Here is a 20,547-nt window from a genome sequence, read left to right on the forward strand (position 1 = left end):
ATTATCACCTCCTCATTAATTCCAACTCTTCATCTATGTAACCATTTTCTAAATAGCTTCTTATGAAACCAACAAGATAAAATGAACCAGTAACAACTTTTAAATCAGCTTTCATTTCTTTAAGTTTTTCAATTGCTTGTAGTGGATCATCTATAAATTCACAAGATTTTGAAAAGTCTTTGACCAAATTATATGTTTCTAAACAATTTATAGCTCTATGTGATGGAGGGCAAGTAACTATAACATGTTCAAATTCAGGAATAAGTTTTGAGATAACAGAAATTTTATCTTTATCATCTAAAATTCCAAATAATGCTATTTTACTAGCGTTTTTGAAATATATATTCAAATTTTCCAAAAATTTTTCAGCAGCTTGTGGATTGTGAGAGCCATCAAGAAGAAATCCATTGAACATTTCAAATCTCCCAGGTATAAATGCTTCTTTAAATGCTGCAAATGTATTATTTACATCAATTTTTTCAAACAATTCGTATGCTTTTAAAGCAATTGCTGCATTTATAGGTTGATGTGTCCCATTTAAATTTACCTCAAATCCTTTAATAGTAGTATCACCGTAATAGTTTATTATATTTTTTCCAAATTGATATTTTACAACTTCATAATCGAAGTTTTTTCCAAGTTCATATACTTTTGCATTCTTATCTGAAGCAATACCGTATATAACCTTTTTAGCTTCTTTTGGAATATTACCAATTACTACTGGTCTATTTTCTTTTATAATTCCAGCTTTTTCATACGCAATTTTTTCAAGAGAGTTTCCAAGAATTTTTGTATGCTCAAGACTTACCGTAGTAATTATTGAGACTTCGGGAATAATTACATTAGTTGCGTCGAATCTTCCTCCAAGACCAACTTCAATGGTTGAAATTTCTACGTTTTCTTCTTTATCTATTTCAAATGCAAGAGCGGTTGCAAATTCAAAAAAGCTTGGAGAAAATTCTTTACCTTTTTTATCCATTTCTTCGGACTGTTTCTTAACTAGCTTAAAGGCATTTAAAAAGCGCTCCTTTGATATGTATTTTCCATTAATCGGAAATCTTTCAAGAATTGAAGATAAGTGGGGAGATAGATATCCCCCCACTTTATGCCCATGATTTTTTGCTAAATAATGTAGAAATGTTGTAGTACTTCCTTTTCCATTTGATCCAGTAATATGAAAACATTTATAATTTTTCTCTGGATCATTGAGTCTTTTTAATAATTCTTCTATTCTATAAAGTCCTATTTTAATTTTTCCATAAGGTCGTTTAAAGTATAAGTATTTTAAGGCGTCTAAATACTCCATATTATCACTTCTTATTTTAGTGATGTAATTATATTTTTAATTTTTTTGACTTGTTCTTCTATGTTTGTTAACTTTTCTTTTGCCTCTTCCACAATTTCTTCAGGAGCACCTTCCAAAAATTTCTTGTTATTAAGTTTATTTCTAAATTTTTGTGCATCTTTTTCAAGTTTTTTAATTTTTTTGTTAAGTCTATTTATTTCAGTTTCAATATCTATTAAATTACCAAGTTCGACGTAAACTTCTAATTCATTATTTACAAATGCATTTGCTGATTTTTCAGGCTTTTGATTACTGATTTTTATGTTTTCTACATTTCCAAGAGTTCTTATATATAACTTTTCTTCTTCTGTAAAGTCATGATTAGAAGTAATGTTTACTTTTTGACTTTGAGGAATGTTTATTTCCGCTTTCACATTTCTAATACCTTTTATGATATTCATTAATAATGAAAAGCGTTCTTCACTACTATTGTCTATTAATTCATCATTAACTTTTGGCCATTCAGATACCGTAATTGACTCTCTCGATGTTGGAAGTTTTTGCCATAATTCTTCAGTTATAAATGGCATAAATGGATGTAATAGTTTTAAGCTATTGTCTAGAACGGCAACTAAGACGTTTTGAACAAGATGCTTTTCCTCAGTTTTTAGTCTTGGTTTTGATACTTCAATATACCAGTCACAGAATTCATCCCAGAAGAAATTGTATATCTCTCTTGCTGCAAGGTTAAATTCATATTGTTCAATTGCATTAGTTACGTTATTTATAGTTTTTTGTAGTCTTGAAAGGATCCATTTATCAGATAAATTAAGATTTTCAAGAGGAACTTCTTTATAATCTTCCAAATTCATTATTATAAATCTTGTTGCGTTCCAGATTTTATTAGCAAATTTTTTACTAGTATCTATATTCTTAATATCAAGTTTAATGTCCCTTCCTTGGGCAGCAAGTAGAGCTAAAGTAAACCTCATTGGATCTGCACCATATTCTTGAATAACCTCTAATGGATCTATACCATTTCCCAAGGATTTACTCATTTTTCTTCCGAATTTGTCTCTCACAAGTTGATGGATGTAAACATCGCTAAAAGGCTTTTCGCCCATAAATTCATAGCCCATCATGACCATTCTTGCAACCCAGAAGAAGATTATATCAAAACCTGTGACTAATACATCTGTTGGATAGAATTCTTTCAAATCGGATGTATTTTCAGGCCAGCCAAGTGTACTAAAGGGCCAAAGTGCAGATGAAAACCAAGTATCTAGAACATCTTCTTCTTGCTTTAGATTAGTACTACCACATTTTTCACATTTTTTAACTTCTTCTTCAGAAACGTTAATGTGACCGCAATCTTGGCAATACCAAATTGGGATTCTATGTCCCCACCAAAGTTGTCTACTAATACACCAATCTCTGATTTCGTACATCCAATTTAAATATACTTTTTTCCATCTATCAGGATAAAACTTTACTTCTCCTTTTTCAACAGCTTCAATAGCTTTTTCAGCAAGAGGCTTCATTTTAACAAACCATTGATCCATTAGCATAGGTTCTATAACTGTATTGCATCTATAGCAATGACCAACAGAATGTTTAATATCTTCAATTTTTACTAAATAACCTTCTTTTTTCAAATCTTCTACTATTTTTTCTCTTGCTTGATACCTATCAAGACCTTTATATTTTCCTCCATTTTCATTAATTGTCATATCATCGTTGAAAATATTAATAAATTCAAGATTATGTCTTTGACCAATTAAGTAGTCATTAGGATCATGTGCAGGTGTTACTTTTAATGCACCAGTTCCAAATTCAGGATCTGCATGCATATCAGCTATTATCTTTATTTTCCTTCCAACAAGTGGAACAATAACTTCTTTTCCAATAAGTTCTTTATATCTTTCATCCGAAGGCGAAACAGCAATAGCAGTGTCTCCTAGCATGGTTTCAGGACGTGTTGTTGCGATTATTATTTCGCCATTACCATCAGCAAAATGATATTTTATGTAATATAATTTGCCATCGTGTTCTTCATATTCGACTTCTTCATCGGAAAGAACAGTTTTACATCTAGGACACCAATTTACTATATATTTGCCTTTATAAATTAGTCCTTTTTTATAAAGAGAAACAAAAACTTTTTTTACAGCTTTTGAAAGTCCCTCATCTAAAGTGAAACGTTCTCTTGTCCAGTCAACTGAAGCACCAATAGCCATTATTTGATTCTTAATAGTATTACGATATGTGTTAGCCCAATCCCAAACAATTTCCAAAAATTTTTCTCTTCCAAGTTCTTCTCTTTTTTTACCTTCTTTTTCAATAGCTTTTTCTACAGCTGTTTGAGTTGCAATTCCTGCATGATCTTCTCCTGGTACCCATAAAGTTTTAAATCCATTCATTCTTTTAAATCTTACTAGGATATCTTGAAGGGTTATGTTTAAAGCATGACCCATGTGTATTTTTCCAGTAATGTTAGGAGGAGGAATAACGATCGAATATTTTGGCCCGTCTTTTTTAGGAGTAAAATATCCTTTTTCTAGCCAAAATTTGTACCATTTTGTTTCAATATTTGCTGGATCATACCTTGTACCAATTTCATTATTCACCAATTGCACCTCCCAATTTTTCTATTTTTATTTTTGTATCAATTTTTATGTTTTTATCTTTATAATTTAAAAGCAAATAGTCTAATGATTCTTTTATTCGATTTGCAATTTGTTTGGCGGTTATTTCATTAATTCCATGTAAAATTATTGAGAATCTTTTTTGGCCGCTCCTGCATACAAAATCTTTTGGAATCCTTACACTATGTTTGATAACAGATGCAGCTCTTGCAATCACAAAATTTATTTCATCCTCTGCAAGTGAATCAAAATCAAGGTCCAGTGTTATTACAAAAAAAGTTGAACTCGAATTACTCAGCATGGAGTATACAGTATTAAAAAAAGATTCATTTGGAAGTCTTGTAACTTGATCAACAAAATTACCATTTAGTAATTTTAATAGATAATCCATATTAATCACCTCTTAATTAATTTCTTCTTTATTATAACATATTCTTTAAGGTTGTGAAAAGTTCGAAATAGTATGTTATAATGTAAAATTGGATGGTGAATTTTAATTTTTTGGGAGGTGTGGTGTCTTGAAGCTATCGAGCTTTTTGGGAGGAGTACATCCCCCCGAAAATAAGTCATTGAGTAAAGATATTCCAATTAAAAAAGCTCCTTTACCAGAAAAGGTTGTAGTATTTATGCAACAGCATGCGGGTGCTCCTGCAAAACCTGTAGTGCAAGTTGGAGATAAAGTTAAAACTGGTCAAGTTATTGGTGAACCTTCCGGGTTCGTTTCTGCATATGTTCATTCACCAGTAACTGGGAAAGTTGTTGAGGTTAAAAAGATAAGTAATATAATTTTTGGAAAAGCAGTTGACGCAGTTATTATTGAAAGAGAATCCGAAGATGATTGGGAACTTCTTCCTCATGGTGATTTTGAGAAATTTTCAAAAGAAGAGCTTCTTGATATCATTCAAAAAGCAGGTATTGTAGGACTTGGCGGTGCAATGTTCCCAACACATATAAAATTAAATCCTCCAAAAGATAAAAAAATTGATACATTAATTATAAATGGTGCAGAATGTGAACCATACTTGACAATTGATCACAGAATGATGTTAGAAAAACATGAAGAGATTTTGTTAGGTATTGAAATTGTAAAGAAAATTTTAAATGTTGAAAATGTATATATAGGAATTGAGGATAATAAAATTGATGCAATTAACCTTTTAAATGATAAATGGAGAGGAAAAGTTACTGTTGTTCCATTAAAAACAAAATATCCTCAAGGTGCTGAAAAACAATTAATTTATGCTGTTACAAAAAGAAGTGTTCCACGTGGTGGCCTTCCAATGGATGTTGGAGTCGTAGTTCAAAATGTAAGTACTATGTATGCAATTAAGGAAGCAGTAATTGATGGTAAACCTCTTATAGAAAGAGGCTTAACCTTAACTGGGGAAGCAATTAAAAAACCAGGAAATTGGTGGGTAAGAGTTGGTACTCCTATTTCATGGATTGTGGATAATTTAGGCGAAGGTTTTAAAGAAGGACTTGAAGAAATAAAGATTTTAATGGGCGGACCAATGATGGGAATACCTATTAACAATATAGAAACTCCAATAGTAAAGGGGAATAATGGAATTACAAGTATTGTTCCACATGAACAGAAAAGCACCTTTTGTATTAGATGTTCTTATTGTGTAAATGTATGTCCAATGGGACTCCAGCCATACTTATTAGACTTGCTTGGAAAGAAAAAAAGATATGATGAAGCAGCAAGTATAGGATTGATGGATTGTATAGAATGTGGTTCGTGTACGTATATTTGTCCTGCTAAAATTGAGCATGTTAAGACTATTAAACTTGCTAAAAAAGTGTATAGGGCCCTGAGGGGAGGGAAGAAATGATGAAGTTGATTACAGGAAATGCTCCACATTTAAGATCAAATGATACAACTTCAAGGGTAATGTTAGATGTTATTATAGCTTTACTACCTGCTTTAATAGGCGCATGGTATTTTTTTGGTTTTTATGCATTTTTTCTTGCTATTTTAGGTGCAGTTGTCGGTGAATTATTTGAATTATTTATTATGAAGATACTTAGAAAAGATAAAAATTTTGTGCCAAATGGGAGTGCTGCGGTAACAGGAATACTTCTTGCTATGAATGTTAGTCCTGCAACATCATGGTGGGTATTTTTACTTGGATTAGTTTTTGCGTTAGGTGTTGCAAAACATGCTTTTGGTGGACTTGGAATGAACATATTTAACCCTGCACTTGCTGGGAGGGCATTTTTGTTAGTTTCATTTCCAGTTCAAATGACGACATGGTATAAACCTACACTTTCTTTTTCTAAATGGGTTGATGTTCAAACAACTGCTACACCACTTGCCGTTTTAAAAGAAACAGGAAGTGTAAATGTAAGCTATTGGGATTTGTTTATAGGAAATAGAGCAGGATCCATAGGTGAAACGAGTGTTTTATTGTTACTAATAGGTTTTGCATATCTTGTTGCTAGAAAAAGAATAAAATTAATGATTCCAATTTCTTATATAGGAACTGTTTTTGTTATGTCATCGTTTTTCTATTTTGCAAACCCAACATTTGGTACACCTTTATTCCATATTCTCAGTGGTGGTTTGATGTTAGGTGCACTGTTTATGGCAACTGATATGGTTACAAGTCCTATGACAATAAAAGGTCAAGCTATCTTTGGTATTGGTGCAGGAGTTATGACTTTACTAATAAGGTATTTTGCGGGTTATCCAGAAGGTGTTTCATTATCAATTCTTTTAATGAATGCATTTGTTCCACTTATTGATAGATACACACAACCCCGCATTTTTGGTGAGGTGAAATCATGAAAGATATGATAAAAACAGGTCTAATTTTGATGGTATATACTTTAGTTGCAGGTTTGATTTTAGGATTTATTTATACTTCAACCCAAGCTGCAATAAAAGAAGCTGAATTGAAAAATACTATTGATGCGGTTAAGTTTGTTCTTACAGAAAATGGGAATTTATTAGTAAAAGAGAAAGTAATAAAAGAAGCCGTTTTAGAAGGTTCAAAAGAGGAAGAAAAAGAAATATTTAAAAAAGGAACTAGTGCTGTTTTGACCCCTGTTTTAAATTTTCATACTGAAAGAGGAAAGGTTTACGTTTTAAAGGGGTATGGTATTGGCTATGGTGGAAAAGTTGTTACAATAGCATCCTTTTTAGTAAATAATAAAAAAATTGATCTTTTATCAATAAGGGTTATTGAATATTCACAAGAAACACCTGGACTTGGAGCAAAGATAGCTGAAGAGACATCTCAAAAGAGGTTTTATCCTATCCCATATGAAGGTTTAAAAAATGGAGTAAAAGTTGACAAAGATGCTGGGAAATCTAATCTTTCACCTGAAGAAGCAAAAAAAATTGGAGTTGTAAAAATAAGTGATGTAATGACAGGAGCAACTATTACACCTCGAGCAGTTGCATCAACTATTGATACAATGTTTAAATATTTGCAAAAGGAGGTGCAATAATCAATGGCGAGCAGATCATGGAAAGAATTCAGTAAAGGTTTTATTGTAGAAAATCCTACTTATGTTCAAGCATTAGGAATGTGTCCAACACTTGCAACTACTACAAGCGCGAAGAATGGTCTTGGAATGGGGCTTGCTGCTACTGCTGTTTTAGTTATGTCAAACATAGTTGTTTCTCTTTTAAGAAAAGCAGTTCCTGAAAAAATAAGAATTCCAATATTTATAACTATAATTGCATCTTTTGTTACAATTGTTGATCTTTTGATGCATGCCTATGTATACGATCTTTGGAAAACATTAGGATTATTTATCCCTCTTATTGTTGTTAACTGTGTAATTATGGGTAGAGCAGAGTCATTTGCATCAAAAAATAATGTTTGGTATTCAATGTTAGATGGTCTTGGAATGGGACTTGGCTTTACAGCAAGTTTAACTCTTTTAGGTGCAATTAGAGAATTGCTTGGAAGTGGTACATTATTTGATGTAAAAATTTGGGGTAAAGCATTTAATGTGTTTATCATGATTCTTCCCCCTGGTGCTTATTTGACATTAGGTTTACTTGCCGCACTATTTGCGTATATAGGTATGAAGAAAAAAGAAAGGGGGAACACTAAATGAAGATTTTTTTGATATTATTATCAGCAATGCTTGTTAACAATTATGTTTTTATTAGGTTTTTAGGTATTTGTCCGTTTTTAGGTGTATCTAAAAAAATGGATACAGCCGTTGGAATGGGTCTTGCAGCAACATTTGTTCTTGTAATGTCCTCTACAATTTCTTGGTTTGTTGATAGACTTTTAATATCACTTGGCCTTGAATTTTTAAGAACAATTGCATTTATTTTGGTTATTGCATCATTTGTTCAATTTGTTGAATTGTTTTTAAAGAAAAATAATCCAAACTTGTATGATGCACTTGGAATATTTCTTCCACTTATTACTACAAATTGTATAATATTGGGTGTTGCTCTTATAAATAGTATGAATAATTACAATCTTTTAGAAACAATTTTTAATTCTCTTGGTGCAGGTCTTGGTTTTCTTTTAGCATTAATAATATTTAGTGCAATTCGTGAAAAATTGGAATTATATAATTTACCAAAACCATTTGAAGGACTTCCAATTGCGTTGATTACAGCATCTTTGTTGTCTTTAGCATTTATGGGATTCCAGGGTATGATAAAGTTATAAAACTTGAAAATATAAATGGTATTTGATATAATAAAAATGTAATTGAGCGGGTGTAGCTCAGGTGGTAGAGCATCAGCTTCCCAAGCTGAGGGCCGCGGGTTCGAGTCCCGTCGCCCGCTCCAACGGGGCTTAAAAGCCCTGTTTTTTTTAATAGACAACATTGGGAGGTAATACCTTGACTATAGACGCAATTATCTCTTTATTTATTTTTGTTGTTGTATATTATCTAATAATTTCTGAAAAAGTTCATAGGTCAATTTCTGTAGTTTTAGGTGCTTTTATCTTAACTTTTTTTGGAGTATTTGAAGATCCTGATTATTTATTTAAAAATTATGTTGATTTTGATACAATTTTTTTATTGGTTGGGATGATGCTCCTTGTATCTGCTGTAAAAAGTACTGGTTTTTTTGAATATGTAGCATTTAAATTAATTCATTTTTCTAAAAATTCATTTTTATCTATTTTTATTCTTTTAAACTTTTTTGTAGCGTTTTTTTCTGCCTTTGTAGATAATGTAACCACAATAATGATCTTTATCCCAATAACACTTGCGGTTGCGGATGCCGCGGGTATTGATCCAACCTTTTTTGTTCTTTCAGAGGTTTTTAGTTCCAATATTGGAGGTACAGCAACTTTAATAGGTGATCCCCCGAATATTTTAATTGGTAATGCAGCAAGGCTTACTTTTAATGATTTTATATTGAATACTTCTCCAGCTACATTAATAACTTGGGGAATTATTATTTTATATTTTGTATTAAAAAATAAAAAATATTTGAAAAAAAATATAAGTTTTGAATTTTCTGCTATTGAAATTACAAAAAGTAATTTAATTAAATCTACAGTTTTGTTGATAAGTGTAATAATTTTATTTACAGTCCAAGAAAAAATAGGAGTGCATAGTTCAGTCATAGCATTTGGAATGGGTTTTTTATCGATTTTGGTTATTGACCCAAAAAATGTTGAAAAACATTTTGGTGAAATTGAATGGGGAACTATATTTTTCTTTATAGGTTTGTTTATTATAACAGGTGCACTTGAAGATACTGGAATTTTAAAAAATTTAGCAATGATTTTAAGCAAAAATTTTGGAAGTACCCCAAAATTATTTGGAATGTTTTTGATTATTATGTCATTTTTAGTTAGTGGATTTTTTGATAATATTCCATTTACTGCGACAATGATTCCTGTAATTAAGATGCTTCCTTCAATTAACTCTACTTTTGTTAATCTAAATCCTTATTGGTGGGCTTTATCTCTTGGTGTATGTTTTGGAGGAAATCTTACACAAATTGGTGCATCTGCAAATATTGTGGCTATTACCATGCTATTAAAATATTCAAAAAGATCTGTTTCTTTTAAAGAGTATATGAAATTTTCCATAATACCATCTTTAATTTCTTTAATAGTTTCTATAGCGTACGTTGAATTTAGATATTTTTAATGTGAGGTGTTAAAAAAATATGTTTTGGGCTTTTTTAGGACTTATTATTGGTATTATTTTGCTAATAAAAGGAGCAGATTGGCTTGTAGATGGAGCGGTATCTGTAGCTTTAAATTTGGGTGTTTCAAAAATGGTTGTTGGTCTTTCAGTAGTTGCTTTTGGAACATCATTGCCAGAACTTGTCGCTTCGTTAGTTGCAGTTTTTAAAGGTTATTCCAGCGTTTCAATTTCAAATGTAGTTGGAAGTAATATTGCTAATATTTCGCTTGCTCTTGCCTTGTCAGCTTTATTTGTTTCAATTCCTATAAAAGATCAAACCATACGTGCTGAAATGCCCTTTATGCTTATTTCAACTTTTACTTTCACTGCGCTATTTTTGAAAGATTACAATTTAGTTTGGAACTATGGAATAGTGTTTTTATTATTGATGATTATCTATATATACTATCTTATAACTAGTGCAAAAGAAATTGTTAAAGAAGAATTTGAAGAAGAGGTAAAAGAAGTTAAGAGTACATGGCTTTCTATATTTTTAAGTGTTTTAGGAGTAGTTGGAGTTTCTGTTGGCGGTGAAATGACTATTAAAAACGTTGTAAAAATTGCTGAATTTTTTAATCTTAGTGAAACTTTTGTGGGTTTAACTATAGTTGCTATTGGAACATCATTGCCAGAAATTGTTGTTAGTATTATTTCAACAGTAAAAGGTGAAAGTGATATTTTAGTTGGAAATATAGTTGGAAGTAATGTTTTTAATATTTTACTGATACTAGGTGTTAGCTCATTGTTTGGAAATTTAGTTGTTGATGTTAATAATTTTACAATTGATCTTATAGTTATGAATTTAATGGCTGTATTATTGTTTGTTTTTTCAATTTTTAGAAAAAGAATATTTAGATTTGAAGCAATAGTATTTCTTAGTACGTATTTTTATTATCTTTACCAAATAATTTTAAGAAGATAAATTTCATTTCACTTTTTTGGAGGTGTAAAAATGCCTATTTATAGAGTTAATGATGTTACAAACGATGAGAGAATGAGTGATTATTTAGAATTGACAGAAAAAGATGATATTAAAGGAATTAGTTTTGGAGTTTTGCCTCAAAAAGAGACTTTATTTCCATCTATTGAAGATATTGTTTATGATTCGCCGGATGAAATTATTGAAAGTTTAGAAGAAGCAGATTTTAGTGATTGTGAAAGTGATGCAGGAGATTGTGTTATGAATTTTTTAGAAAGTTTGTCGGATGATGATTATGTAAGATTTTTACGTAATTTTATTATTAACTTTAATGAAGTTTATTCTGAAATAGTTTATTTTAACTATGATGAAGTTTTGAGTGATGAAGATATAAAAGATTTTCTGCTTGAAAATATAGATAAGATAGTTGAGGAATGTCATTATAAAGATTTTGATGAAGAAGATGATGAAAGTTATTTGTTTGAACAATTAGACGATGATGAAATGTTAGAAACAATAGAGGAACTTTCTGGGGATATTGAATCAATTAAATTTGAATCATTAGATGCTTTATTTTGGGGCAATGAAGAAAAATTGAGTAAAGAAACAAAAGAAGTTTTAGAAAAATTAGATTCAGAAAGATATGAGATTAATAGAGATCTCGTAGTAGTTTATACAAATTATTTCATGGAAAATTTTGCTGAAAAAGTGGGAGAAATTTTGGTTGAAATTTTTGAAGATGGAGATTGGTCCGAGGAGATTTGGACTAGAAATGCTGTAAACAAGATGTTTAATTTGGCATTTGATAAGATTTGGCAACATATGAACGAAATAGAATCATACATAGCAGAAAACTTATCAAATGATTATCTTTATGCATTATCAAGAGCGTTTGTTGCAACATTAGAAGAATTTTAATTATAATAACTGAAAGTGGGGGTGTATCTATGAGAGAAGCATTAACATTTGATGATGTTTTGTTGGTACCAGGCTATAGTGAAGTTTTACCAGCACAAGTAGATGTAACTACTAGACTAACCAAAAGGATTAGGCTTAAAATACCACTTTTAAGTGCGGCTATGGATACTGTAACCGAGGCAGAACTTGCAAAAGCAATAGCTAGAGAAGGTGGAATTGGTATAATACACAAGAATATGACGATTGAAGAACAAGCACATCAAGTTAAAATAGTTAAAAGAACAGAAAATGGAATAATAGATGATCCAGTTACTATATTACCGAACGTAACAGTTGAAGAAGCTGATAAAATAATGGCAGAATATAAAATTGGAGGATTACCTGTTGTAGATGAAAATAATAAACTTTTGGGGTTAATTACAAACAGAGATATACGTTTTGAAAGAAATCCAAAAAGACAAGTGTTTGAATTAATGACACCAAAAGATAAATTAGTAATTGCAAAAAAAGGAATTTCACTAGAAGAGGCCAGAGATATTTTACATGAAAATAAGATTGAAAAACTTCCTCTTATTAATGAAGATGGTACCTTAGCAGGATTAATTACTATAAAAGACATTAAAAGTGTAGTTGAACATCCGAATGCTTCAAGAGATTCAAAAGGAAGATTATTAGTTGGTGCAGCAGTTGGAACAAGTGAAGATACACTTATTAGAGTTGAAGCATTAGTAAAAGCCGGGGTTGATGTAATAGTTATCGATACTGCACATGGCCATTCTAAAAAGGTAATTGAAACTTTGAAAATGGTAAAGAGGGGATTTCCAGAGCTTCAGGTGATTGCTGGTAATGTAGCAACTGCTCAAGCAACAGAAGAGTTAATTAAAAATGGTGCAGACGCTGTAAAGGTTGGAATTGGCCCAGGTTCAATTTGTACTACAAGAATTGTTGCGGGAATAGGTGTTCCACAGCTTACTGCAATAATGGATTGTGTAGAAGTTGCTAGAAAATATAATGTGCCAATTATAGCAGATGGTGGCATTAGATTTTCTGGTGATATTGTAAAAGCATTAGCTGCAGGTGCTGAAACAGTTATGTTAGGAAGTATATTTGCAGGTACCGAGGAAGCACCGGGAGAGACTATATTATATCAAGGAAGAAAGTATAAATCATATAGAGGCATGGGGTCTCTTGGAGCGATGAGCAGAGGTAGTGCGGATAGATATTTTCAAAGCGGAAATCAAAAATTTATACCTGAAGGTGTAGAAGGAATGGTTCCTTTTAAAGGTAATGTAAAAGATGTTGTCTATCAATTGATTGGCGGATTAAGATCAGGTATGGGATATGTTGGAGCTGCAAATATTAAAGAACTTCAGGAAAAATCACAATTTATAAAAATAACACCTGCCTCTGTAAAAGAAAGCCATCCACATGACATAATTGTTACTAAAGAGCCACCGAATTATTGGTCAAAGAATATATAATCAAAATTTGAATAAAAATAATATTTTAAAACCAGCACTTGGTGCTGGTTTTATTTTGTTTAATTAATAATACAGTTTTAATTGAAGTTTTTATAAATTAAGTTAATATAGGGTAATTTATAATTATTTTTGCTTTTTTAATCTAAAGTTTAACTTATTATAGTAACCTGTTTGTAAAAAAGTTAACTTTGCGTTAATTCAAATGATTGTTTTTTGATATAATAGTAATCAGTATTAAATTTTTTTAAATATTACAAAACTTACTTTATTAAGGAGGTTTTTAGAATGAATTTTAGAAGCTTAACTCAACTAATTTTAACTGTTGTTTTAGTATCAGTTTTAGTAATGACTTTTTCCTTTTTCATTACTAATTTTTTGATTACAAAGAATGAACTAACAAATTTAAAAGTAGATGCAGTAAAAAATGTTGTTGATACCGCTTACGGAATTGTAGAAAGTATTTACAATATGGAAAAATCTGGGCGGGTTAATCATGATGAAGCTATCAAATTGATTAAAAAGTACATAGGTTCTATGAAATTTGAAGGTAGCAATTATGTATTTATATTTGATAAAAACTATGTAGGTGTTGTTCATCCTACTTTAGGAGGTAAAAAATCAGATAAAATAAAAGATCCAAATGGTAAATATGTATTAATTGATTTGGTTGATGGTGCAAGAAAAAATGGTGATTTTGTATATAATTATGTTTGGAATAAACCATCTGTTAATAAAAATGTTGAAAAAATATCTTATGCAAGATGGTTTGAACCATATAAATTTATGATTGGTGCAGGTGTTTATGTTGATGATATTCAAAAGTCTTTAAATAGTATAATTATTCCAAATATTATAATTTCAGTGATAATTATTATAGTAATATTTGTAATTGTATTATTTATAGGAAAGAAGATAAAAAAAGATGTTGAAAAGGTTGTTGAACTAACTTCAAATGTTGCGAATGGGGATTTAACTCAAAAGTTGGAAATTAGAAGGAAAGATGAAATTGGTAAAATTGCACAAATGCTTAATAATATGATTGATGGATTGAGAAAAATTGTTAATGAATTAATTAATAATTCAAATACTATAGAAGTTTCATCAAAAAATTTGCAAGAATTTTCAGAAAGTCAAAAAACAGTTGCACAGAATGTTGTAACTACATTTGAAAAAATCGTAGCTGAAACTCAAAATATCTCTGCTTCTCTTGAAGAAATCAACTCAAGTATTGAAGAAGTTGCAGCAAGCGCTCAAAATGTTTCAAAATCCTCCATGGATCTTTCAGAGAAATCAAACGAAATATCCCAAAATGTACAATTAGGAACTGAATCAGTTGGTAAAGTATATGAATTAATCGAAAAAGGATATTCAGAAATTTTAAGCACTGCAGATATGGTATCTGAATTATCTATATCAGCTGCAAATATAAGTGAAATTTTGGAAACTATTAATCAAATTTCTGAGCAAACAAATTTACTTGCATTGAATGCAGCAATTGAGGCGGCAAGGGCAGGAGAAGCAGGAAAAGGATTTGCGGTTGTCGCTGATGAAATAAGGAAACTTGCTGAAGAAAGTAAAACAGCAACAGAAAATATAGGGAAAATTCTTGAAGGAATAAGGAATAATGCCGAAAAGGTAAACGTTAATACTAAAAAAACAGTTGAGAGTATTAAAGAAGCCTCAGATTTTTCGAGAGATGTTAAAGTACAGTTAGAAAACATTGAAAATGAAATATTTAATATTACAAATATGATAAATAATACTGCCGCATCTGCACAAGAGCAAAGTGCTGCTGCTGAAGAAATGTCTAGCGCGGTAGATAGCACAACAAGAACTCTTATGGAAGAGGTTAATGAAATTGAAAGAAGTAAACAGATGATTGATAGTCTTGAAAAAGGTGTTCAAAACATAGCCTCATTAAGTGAGGAATTAGGAGAGGTAGTAAATTCGATGGACAGTGTGATAAAGAAATTTAAAATTTAGTTTGTTTAAGGCCCCTTAAACTAAGGGGCCTTAAATATATATCATTTTTTTAGTCATTCCACCATCAGTAACTATATTTTGCCCTGTAATAAATCCCGCCTTTTTTTTTATCTGCAGGAAATAATGCAAGTTCTAAAATATAATTTGATGTACCTGCTCTGCCAACAAGGTGTTGCATATGTTCTTTTTGACTTATTTACTCGCCTTCATGGAATATCCATCCTGGAATTAATTGCATTAACTCTAGTATTGGGGCCTAATGAATTTGAAAGCGCGAGTGTAACTCCAAGGATTCCTGGTTTTGAAGCGCTATATGCTTCATTACCTTTTTCAGACATAATAGCTCTTGTTATGTAATATTTATAATAGAACCTTTTCCTGAGGTTTTAAGTATTAGGGGTACACCGTATTTTGTAATTAGAAAATACCCTGTCAGGTTTACTTTAATTACTTTTCCCATTTTTCCAATGTAATTTCAAGAAAATTTTTAAAGTTTAAGATTGCTGTGTTGTTAATTATTACATTTAATTTTTTAAAGTTTTTTTCTGTATATTTTATGAATTTTATAACCTTTTTTTATTAGATACATCACTGTAAAATTTTAAAAGATTTTTGTTTTCCGATAATTTATCAAGTAATTCTCTGTTGTAATCTATTACAGCACTTTGTAGCCGTTATTTAGAAAACATATCGTAAGGCTTTTTCCAATATTTCTTGCACCACCAGTTATTAAAGCAGCTTTATTTTCCAATGGAAATTACCTCCTTAAATCTTTAAAAAATTTTTTTCTATGTTATACTCTTTAATGTAATTTTTAATTTGGAGGTATTAAATATGAGGCATTTATTTCCAATACCATCTTGGGTTTATGATACAGTAATTTATCAAATTTTTCCAGATAGATTTTTTATAGGAAAAGGAAAAACTGTTGAGGATAAACGTCATTTGTACGAAAAACGCGGAGGTAAAATTGAAAAATGGGGAGTTCCTCCAAAAAGATCAGACGATGGTTCTCACGTAAAAATATTTTATGGCGGTGATTTATGGGGGATTTCTGAGAAAATAGAATATTTGAAAGATTTAGGGGTAAATGCAATTTATTTAACTCCGATATTTATGGCACAGTCAAATCATAAATACGATACGATGGATTATTTTAAAGTTGATCCACAATTTGGAGGTTTAAAGGCATTAAAAAATTTAATAAATAACTTACATAAGAATGATATGAAGCTTATCCTTGATGGGGTTTTCAATCATGTTGGAAAAGAACATGTCTTGTTTAGAAAAGCTCTAAAAGGTAGTAAAAAGTATAGAAATATGTTTGTATTTTATGAGAACCATTACAGAGGCTGGTGGGGAACGAGAAGTTTGCCAGAACTTGTTTTAGAGGAAACATTTGTTAAAGATTATATTTCAGAAATTCTTTGGAAATATTTAGAGCTTGGTATTGATGGTTGGCGCCTTGATTGTGGGCAAGATTTAGGACCTGAAATAAATAGATTTATAACTGCGAAAGTAAAAGAATTTTCTTCGGAAAAATATGTTGTAAGTGAGCTATGGACATATCCGTCGTACTGGAGTATGGTTGATGGAATAATGAACTATCATTTCAGAGAAAATGTGATTTCATATTTAAATGATAAAAATCCAAATTGCGGATTTTATCTTGAAAAAACATATAACGAAACTGAAAATATTCATGCATGTTGGAATATGCTAGATAGTCATGATAGCGAAAGACTTTTTACAGTTTTAAGAGATAAATTTCAGAGAAAAGCTGCAATTTTATTGCAATTTACATATCCTGGTGTTCCAGTAGTTTATTATGGAACAGAAATAGGTATTGATGGCGGGAATGATCCAGAATGTAGAAAAACAATGGAATGGGATAGAAAGAAATGGGATAATGAACTAAGAGAATTCTATAAAAAATTGATTAATTTAAGAAAGAAAGAGCCGGCTCTAAGATATGGTGGATTTGAGCTTTTATCAAATGAACCGTTAATATTTATGAGAAAATCTCAAATGGTTTTAGATAATATTATTGTTTATGTAAATAAGAATGATAAAGAAATTGAAATGGTAGTAAATGTTCCTGATGGAAGGATATTAAGTGGAACGGAGTTTATTGATTTATTATCCGATGAAAAATTTCATGTTTCTGGTGGAACACTAAAATTATATATGAAAGGTCGCAGTTTTGGAGTGTTAAAGATAAATAATAAAATAGTCCGAAACTATGATCAATATAAAAGGATAAGATAGTATGATGAAATCATATGAATACTATGACAGAATAGCTTATATGTATGATGAAATGTATAATAACAAGAAATGGTTAACATTGCGAAAAGCTGTAGAGCACTATATGGATAAAACTATAAATATGAAAAATGCTAAAGTTCTTGATGTTGGAAGTGGTACAGGTTATTGGCTTGAATATTTTTTAAATAAGGATTTTTCTGTGTATGCTCTTGAGCCATCTGCAAAAATGATAGAGTTTGCAAAGGAAAAATTTAAAGATAAAGTAAAATATTTCAATACTACTATAGAAAATTTTGATACTTATGATAAATTTGATGTTTTAAATATTCAGGGGGATGTACTAAGTTATGTTGAAGACTTAGATTTAGTTATGAAAAAACTCTCTAATATTATTAACAAAGATGGATTGTTATTTGCGACTGTAGATAGTTATTACTATATGAGAAAGTTAGTGAAGAAATATGGAAGTAGACGTGAAATGGAAATATTTGAAAAATATCATATAACTACTGTTGGTTCACAATACGGCGTTTTTAATTCTAGATGCTTTACATTAGAAGATATAAAAGATCTTGAAAAATACGGTTTCCAAGTTTTAGAAATTCGTGGTTGTGGTTATTCGAATAATTTAGAAGAAGAAATTGAAAAGTCATATAATATTGTGCTTGGAGAACATATTTATTTTTCGCTGCGATATTTAAAATAGTTTACTCCCCAAACACCTAATATAATTAGCGACATTCCAATAATATGATTAAAAGTTATTCTTTCGTTTCTAATAAAAAATCCAGCGATAACAGAGACAACAGTAGTTAAATTTGAAAATATTGATGATTGAACAGGAGAGACTTTTGAAAGCATATAATTAATTAAAAAAAATGCAATTGTTGATGAAAAAATGCCCAGGTATATAGCTGAACTTAAAATGTTTTTATTTGATATTACACTATAGTCTAATTCTCTGTTTATTAAAGCAAGAATTGTGAAAAATACCCAACCAGTTATCATCATAACAAATGTTACTTCTTGTGGTGTAAATTCTTTAGAAGAATATTTTGAAGCAAAATTGTAAAAAACAGCGGAAAGCACTGCAAATAAGATTAAAATCTTTCCTTTAAATTCTTCATTAACATTTAATCCCATTATTAGTAGTACACCAGAAAAGCTTAAAAATACAAATAAGTAATTTATTTTGGGAACTTTTTCTTTCAAAATAAACGGTGATAAAAATGTTATAAAAATTGGTATTGTAGCAATTAAAATTCCTGCTTCAGATGAAGTAGCAAATTTTAAACCATTCGTTTCGAAAATAAAATATAGAATCGATTGAAAGAACGCAACGATAAGTAATTTATATAATTTTTTAGCATTTTTAATCTTTATTATTTTTAAAGCGAATAATATTAAAAATGATAAAGATGCAAATAAAAACCTTATTGATAAAAAGTTATATGGAGTTGTAAAGTCAAGTGCATTTTTTGTAAATAAAAACGAAAGTCCAAAAATTACTGACATCGCAATTCCCGATATTATAACCTTTATATTAACTCTCCCCTTTTGTCGTAATTTTATAATTTTAACAAAAGATATAGATAAAGTGATGATACTAATAGTCCTAATGTTGCAATTTTCATACCGAGTTTCATAAATTTAGCAAATTTTATTTTTCTATTAAAATTGTTTTCTATCATTCCAACTATAACCATATTTGATGCAGCACCACTAATAGTACCATTACCACCAAAGCTTGCCCCTAAAGCTAGGGCCCACCATAGAAGATCACTATTAGGAAAAGTTCCGGTTAGTGCTTTTACAATAGGTATGAAAATAGTTACGACAGGTACAGCTCCCATAAAAGCTGCTAATATACCTGCTCCCCAAAGTACAATTAATATTAAAATATAGGGATGTGAAGTAAAATTAAATATTAAATTTGTTATATCTTGAATAACATGAACATCTTCAAGAGCCTTTACAATTGCAAAAAGTCCAACAAAGAAGAAAAGTGTATCCCATTCTATTTCACTTGAAATTTCATCAAAGTCTTTTTTTGATATCATTAACATTACTGCTCCACCAGTTAAGGCTATAAGAGCTGCCTCATAATCAAGGTATTCATGTATGAAAAATCCGACTATAACTAGTACAAAAATTAATAATCCTTTTTTTAATAAATTATAATCAACTATGGCTTTTTTGGGATCTGATTCCATGACTCTGTTTAATTTATCTTTTTTTACAAGTTTGAGTTCTTTATGAGTGTATAAAAAGTACAAAATTGTTAGAAAAAGAGAAATTAATGAAGGAACAATCATAACAAGTAGAAATTTTAAAAAACTTGTTCCAGAAGCGCTACCTACTAAGATATTTGGTGGATCACCTATCATAGTAGCAGTTCCACCTATATTAGCTGCAAAGATCATTGGAAATAAAAAAGTCTCTGGTTTTATTTCAATTTCCTGACAGATGTATATGATAATTGGAGAAAACAGCAATAAAGTAGTAACGTTATCTAAAACACTAGATAATATTGCAACCGCTAATAATGTAGAGACAAATATATACACAATATTTCCGTTTGACTTTTTAACTATATATATCGCTATTGCTTGAAATAAGCCAGTCGTTTTAAGTATGCCAACAACTATCATCATTCCAAGTAAAATGCCTAATGTATTAAAATCTATAAAGCTTCCAACATTAGATACACGCAAAGTATCAGAAACTTTAACAAGGGAAATTAAAAGCCCCATGCTAAAGGCGATAACTGCTTTGTTACCTTTTCCAAAAATAATTAAGTAATATGTCAAAAAGAAAATAACTAACGATATGATTTTAGGAATCATATCCTTACACCTTCTTGGAAAATAAGTTTTGTAATTAAAAATAATTCTGTATATTGTAGTTGCAATTTTTTGA

At 30.1% G+C, this 20,547-nt stretch carries 17 protein-coding genes, 1 tRNA gene and 1 pseudogene; 14 read left to right on the forward strand and 5 right to left on the reverse strand.

Annotated elements, in window-relative coordinates:
• Window positions 1-4: 4 nt before the first annotated feature.
• From HNP65_RS07260 to HNP65_RS07270, 3 genes are read right to left on the reverse strand one after another with little or no spacing between them, the layout of a single operon-like run.
• The gene (locus tag HNP65_RS07260; RefSeq protein ID WP_184619609.1) at window positions 5-1,306 is read right to left on the reverse strand and encodes a bifunctional folylpolyglutamate synthase/dihydrofolate synthase; all 1,302 of its coding nucleotides are present in this window, start codon (window positions 1,304-1,306) and stop codon (window positions 5-7) included.
• A gap of 11 nt (window positions 1,307-1,317) precedes the next feature.
• Entirely contained in the window at window positions 1,318-3,912 is a 2,595-nt protein-coding gene (locus HNP65_RS07265; protein ID WP_184619610.1) for a valine--tRNA ligase, read from the reverse strand.
• Entirely contained in the window at window positions 3,905-4,321 is a 417-nt protein-coding gene (locus HNP65_RS07270) for a GGDEF domain-containing protein (RefSeq protein ID WP_184619611.1), read from the reverse strand. Before HNP65_RS07270 ends, HNP65_RS07265 begins: the two co-directional genes overlap by 8 nt.
• Window positions 4,322-4,448: 127 nt before the next feature.
• On the opposite strand from HNP65_RS07270, the gene rsxC reads away from it, so the two are divergent.
• From rsxC to HNP65_RS07340, 14 genes and pseudogenes are all read left to right on the forward strand, one after another.
• A complete protein-coding gene (gene rsxC / locus HNP65_RS07275; protein ID WP_184619612.1) occupies window positions 4,449-5,765 on the forward strand; it encodes an electron transport complex subunit RsxC in 1,317 nt (438 codons plus the stop codon).
• Window positions 5,765-6,721 (forward strand): RnfABCDGE type electron transport complex subunit D, encoded by a 957-nt coding sequence (locus HNP65_RS07280; protein ID WP_184619741.1) that lies wholly within the window; start codon window positions 5,765-5,767, stop codon window positions 6,719-6,721. Before rsxC ends, HNP65_RS07280 begins: the two co-directional genes overlap by 1 nt.
• Window positions 6,718-7,386 (forward strand): RnfABCDGE type electron transport complex subunit G, encoded by a 669-nt coding sequence (locus HNP65_RS07285; RefSeq protein WP_184619613.1) that lies wholly within the window; start codon window positions 6,718-6,720, stop codon window positions 7,384-7,386. The genes HNP65_RS07280 and HNP65_RS07285 overlap by 4 nt, the downstream gene beginning before the upstream one ends.
• Before the next feature lie 3 nt (window positions 7,387-7,389).
• The gene (gene rsxE, locus HNP65_RS07290; protein WP_184619614.1) at window positions 7,390-8,004 is read left to right on the forward strand and encodes an electron transport complex subunit RsxE; all 615 of its coding nucleotides are present in this window, start codon (window positions 7,390-7,392) and stop codon (window positions 8,002-8,004) included.
• Window positions 8,001-8,576, forward strand: coding sequence for an electron transport complex subunit RsxA (gene rsxA / locus HNP65_RS07295; protein WP_184619615.1), 576 nt, complete (start codon window positions 8,001-8,003; stop codon window positions 8,574-8,576). Before rsxE ends, rsxA begins: the two co-directional genes overlap by 4 nt.
• Before the next feature lie 46 nt (window positions 8,577-8,622).
• Window positions 8,623-8,698, forward strand: a tRNA-Gly gene (locus tag HNP65_RS07300).
• Between the two features lie 53 nt (window positions 8,699-8,751).
• Window positions 8,752-10,020, forward strand: coding sequence for an ArsB/NhaD family transporter (locus HNP65_RS07305; RefSeq protein WP_184619616.1), 1,269 nt, complete (start codon window positions 8,752-8,754; stop codon window positions 10,018-10,020).
• A gap of 19 nt (window positions 10,021-10,039) precedes the next feature.
• Entirely contained in the window at window positions 10,040-10,981 is a 942-nt protein-coding gene (locus tag HNP65_RS07310; protein ID WP_184619617.1) for a calcium/sodium antiporter, read from the forward strand.
• Window positions 10,982-11,011: 30 nt separating this feature from the next.
• Window positions 11,012-11,896, forward strand: coding sequence for a hypothetical protein (locus HNP65_RS07315; protein ID WP_184619618.1), 885 nt, complete (start codon window positions 11,012-11,014; stop codon window positions 11,894-11,896).
• 29 nt (window positions 11,897-11,925) lie between these two features.
• Window positions 11,926-13,377 carry an IMP dehydrogenase gene (gene guaB / locus HNP65_RS07320; protein WP_184619619.1) on the forward strand — a complete coding sequence of 484 codons (1,452 nt, stop codon included), beginning with the start codon at window positions 11,926-11,928 and terminating at the stop codon, window positions 13,375-13,377.
• A gap of 396 nt (window positions 13,378-13,773) precedes the next feature.
• Window positions 13,774-15,360: pseudogene (locus HNP65_RS07325) on the forward strand (methyl-accepting chemotaxis protein); the annotation flags it as partial.
• Window positions 15,361-15,483: 123 nt separating this feature from the next.
• The gene (locus HNP65_RS09835) at window positions 15,484-15,717 is read left to right on the forward strand and encodes a hypothetical protein (protein WP_246348231.1); all 234 of its coding nucleotides are present in this window, start codon (window positions 15,484-15,486) and stop codon (window positions 15,715-15,717) included.
• A gap of 477 nt (window positions 15,718-16,194) precedes the next feature.
• Window positions 16,195-17,628, forward strand: a complete 1,434-nt coding sequence (aglB, locus tag HNP65_RS07335; protein WP_184619621.1) for a cyclomaltodextrinase — start codon at window positions 16,195-16,197, stop codon at window positions 17,626-17,628.
• Between the two features lies 1 nt (window position 17,629).
• Window positions 17,630-18,334: a class I SAM-dependent DNA methyltransferase gene (locus HNP65_RS07340; RefSeq protein ID WP_184619622.1), complete on the forward strand. Its 705-nt coding sequence runs from the start codon at window positions 17,630-17,632 to the stop codon at window positions 18,332-18,334.
• Here HNP65_RS07340 and HNP65_RS07345 read toward each other — a convergent pair.
• Together HNP65_RS07345 and HNP65_RS07350 are read right to left on the reverse strand one after the other, a co-directional pair.
• The gene (locus HNP65_RS07345; protein ID WP_343043475.1) at window positions 18,307-19,233 is read right to left on the reverse strand and encodes a DMT family transporter; all 927 of its coding nucleotides are present in this window, start codon (window positions 19,231-19,233) and stop codon (window positions 18,307-18,309) included. The two genes, HNP65_RS07340 and HNP65_RS07345, sit on opposite strands and share 28 nt — an antisense overlap.
• Complete coding sequence (locus tag HNP65_RS07350; protein WP_184619623.1) at window positions 19,197-20,474, reverse strand: ArsB/NhaD family transporter; 1,278 nt, start codon at window positions 20,472-20,474, stop codon at window positions 19,197-19,199. The genes HNP65_RS07345 and HNP65_RS07350 overlap by 37 nt, the downstream gene beginning before the upstream one ends.
• Window positions 20,475-20,547: the final 73 nt, after the last annotated feature.

This window comes from Thermosipho japonicus, from assembly GCF_014201655.1.
GTDB lineage: Bacteria > Thermotogota > Thermotogae > Thermotogales > Fervidobacteriaceae > Thermosipho > Thermosipho japonicus.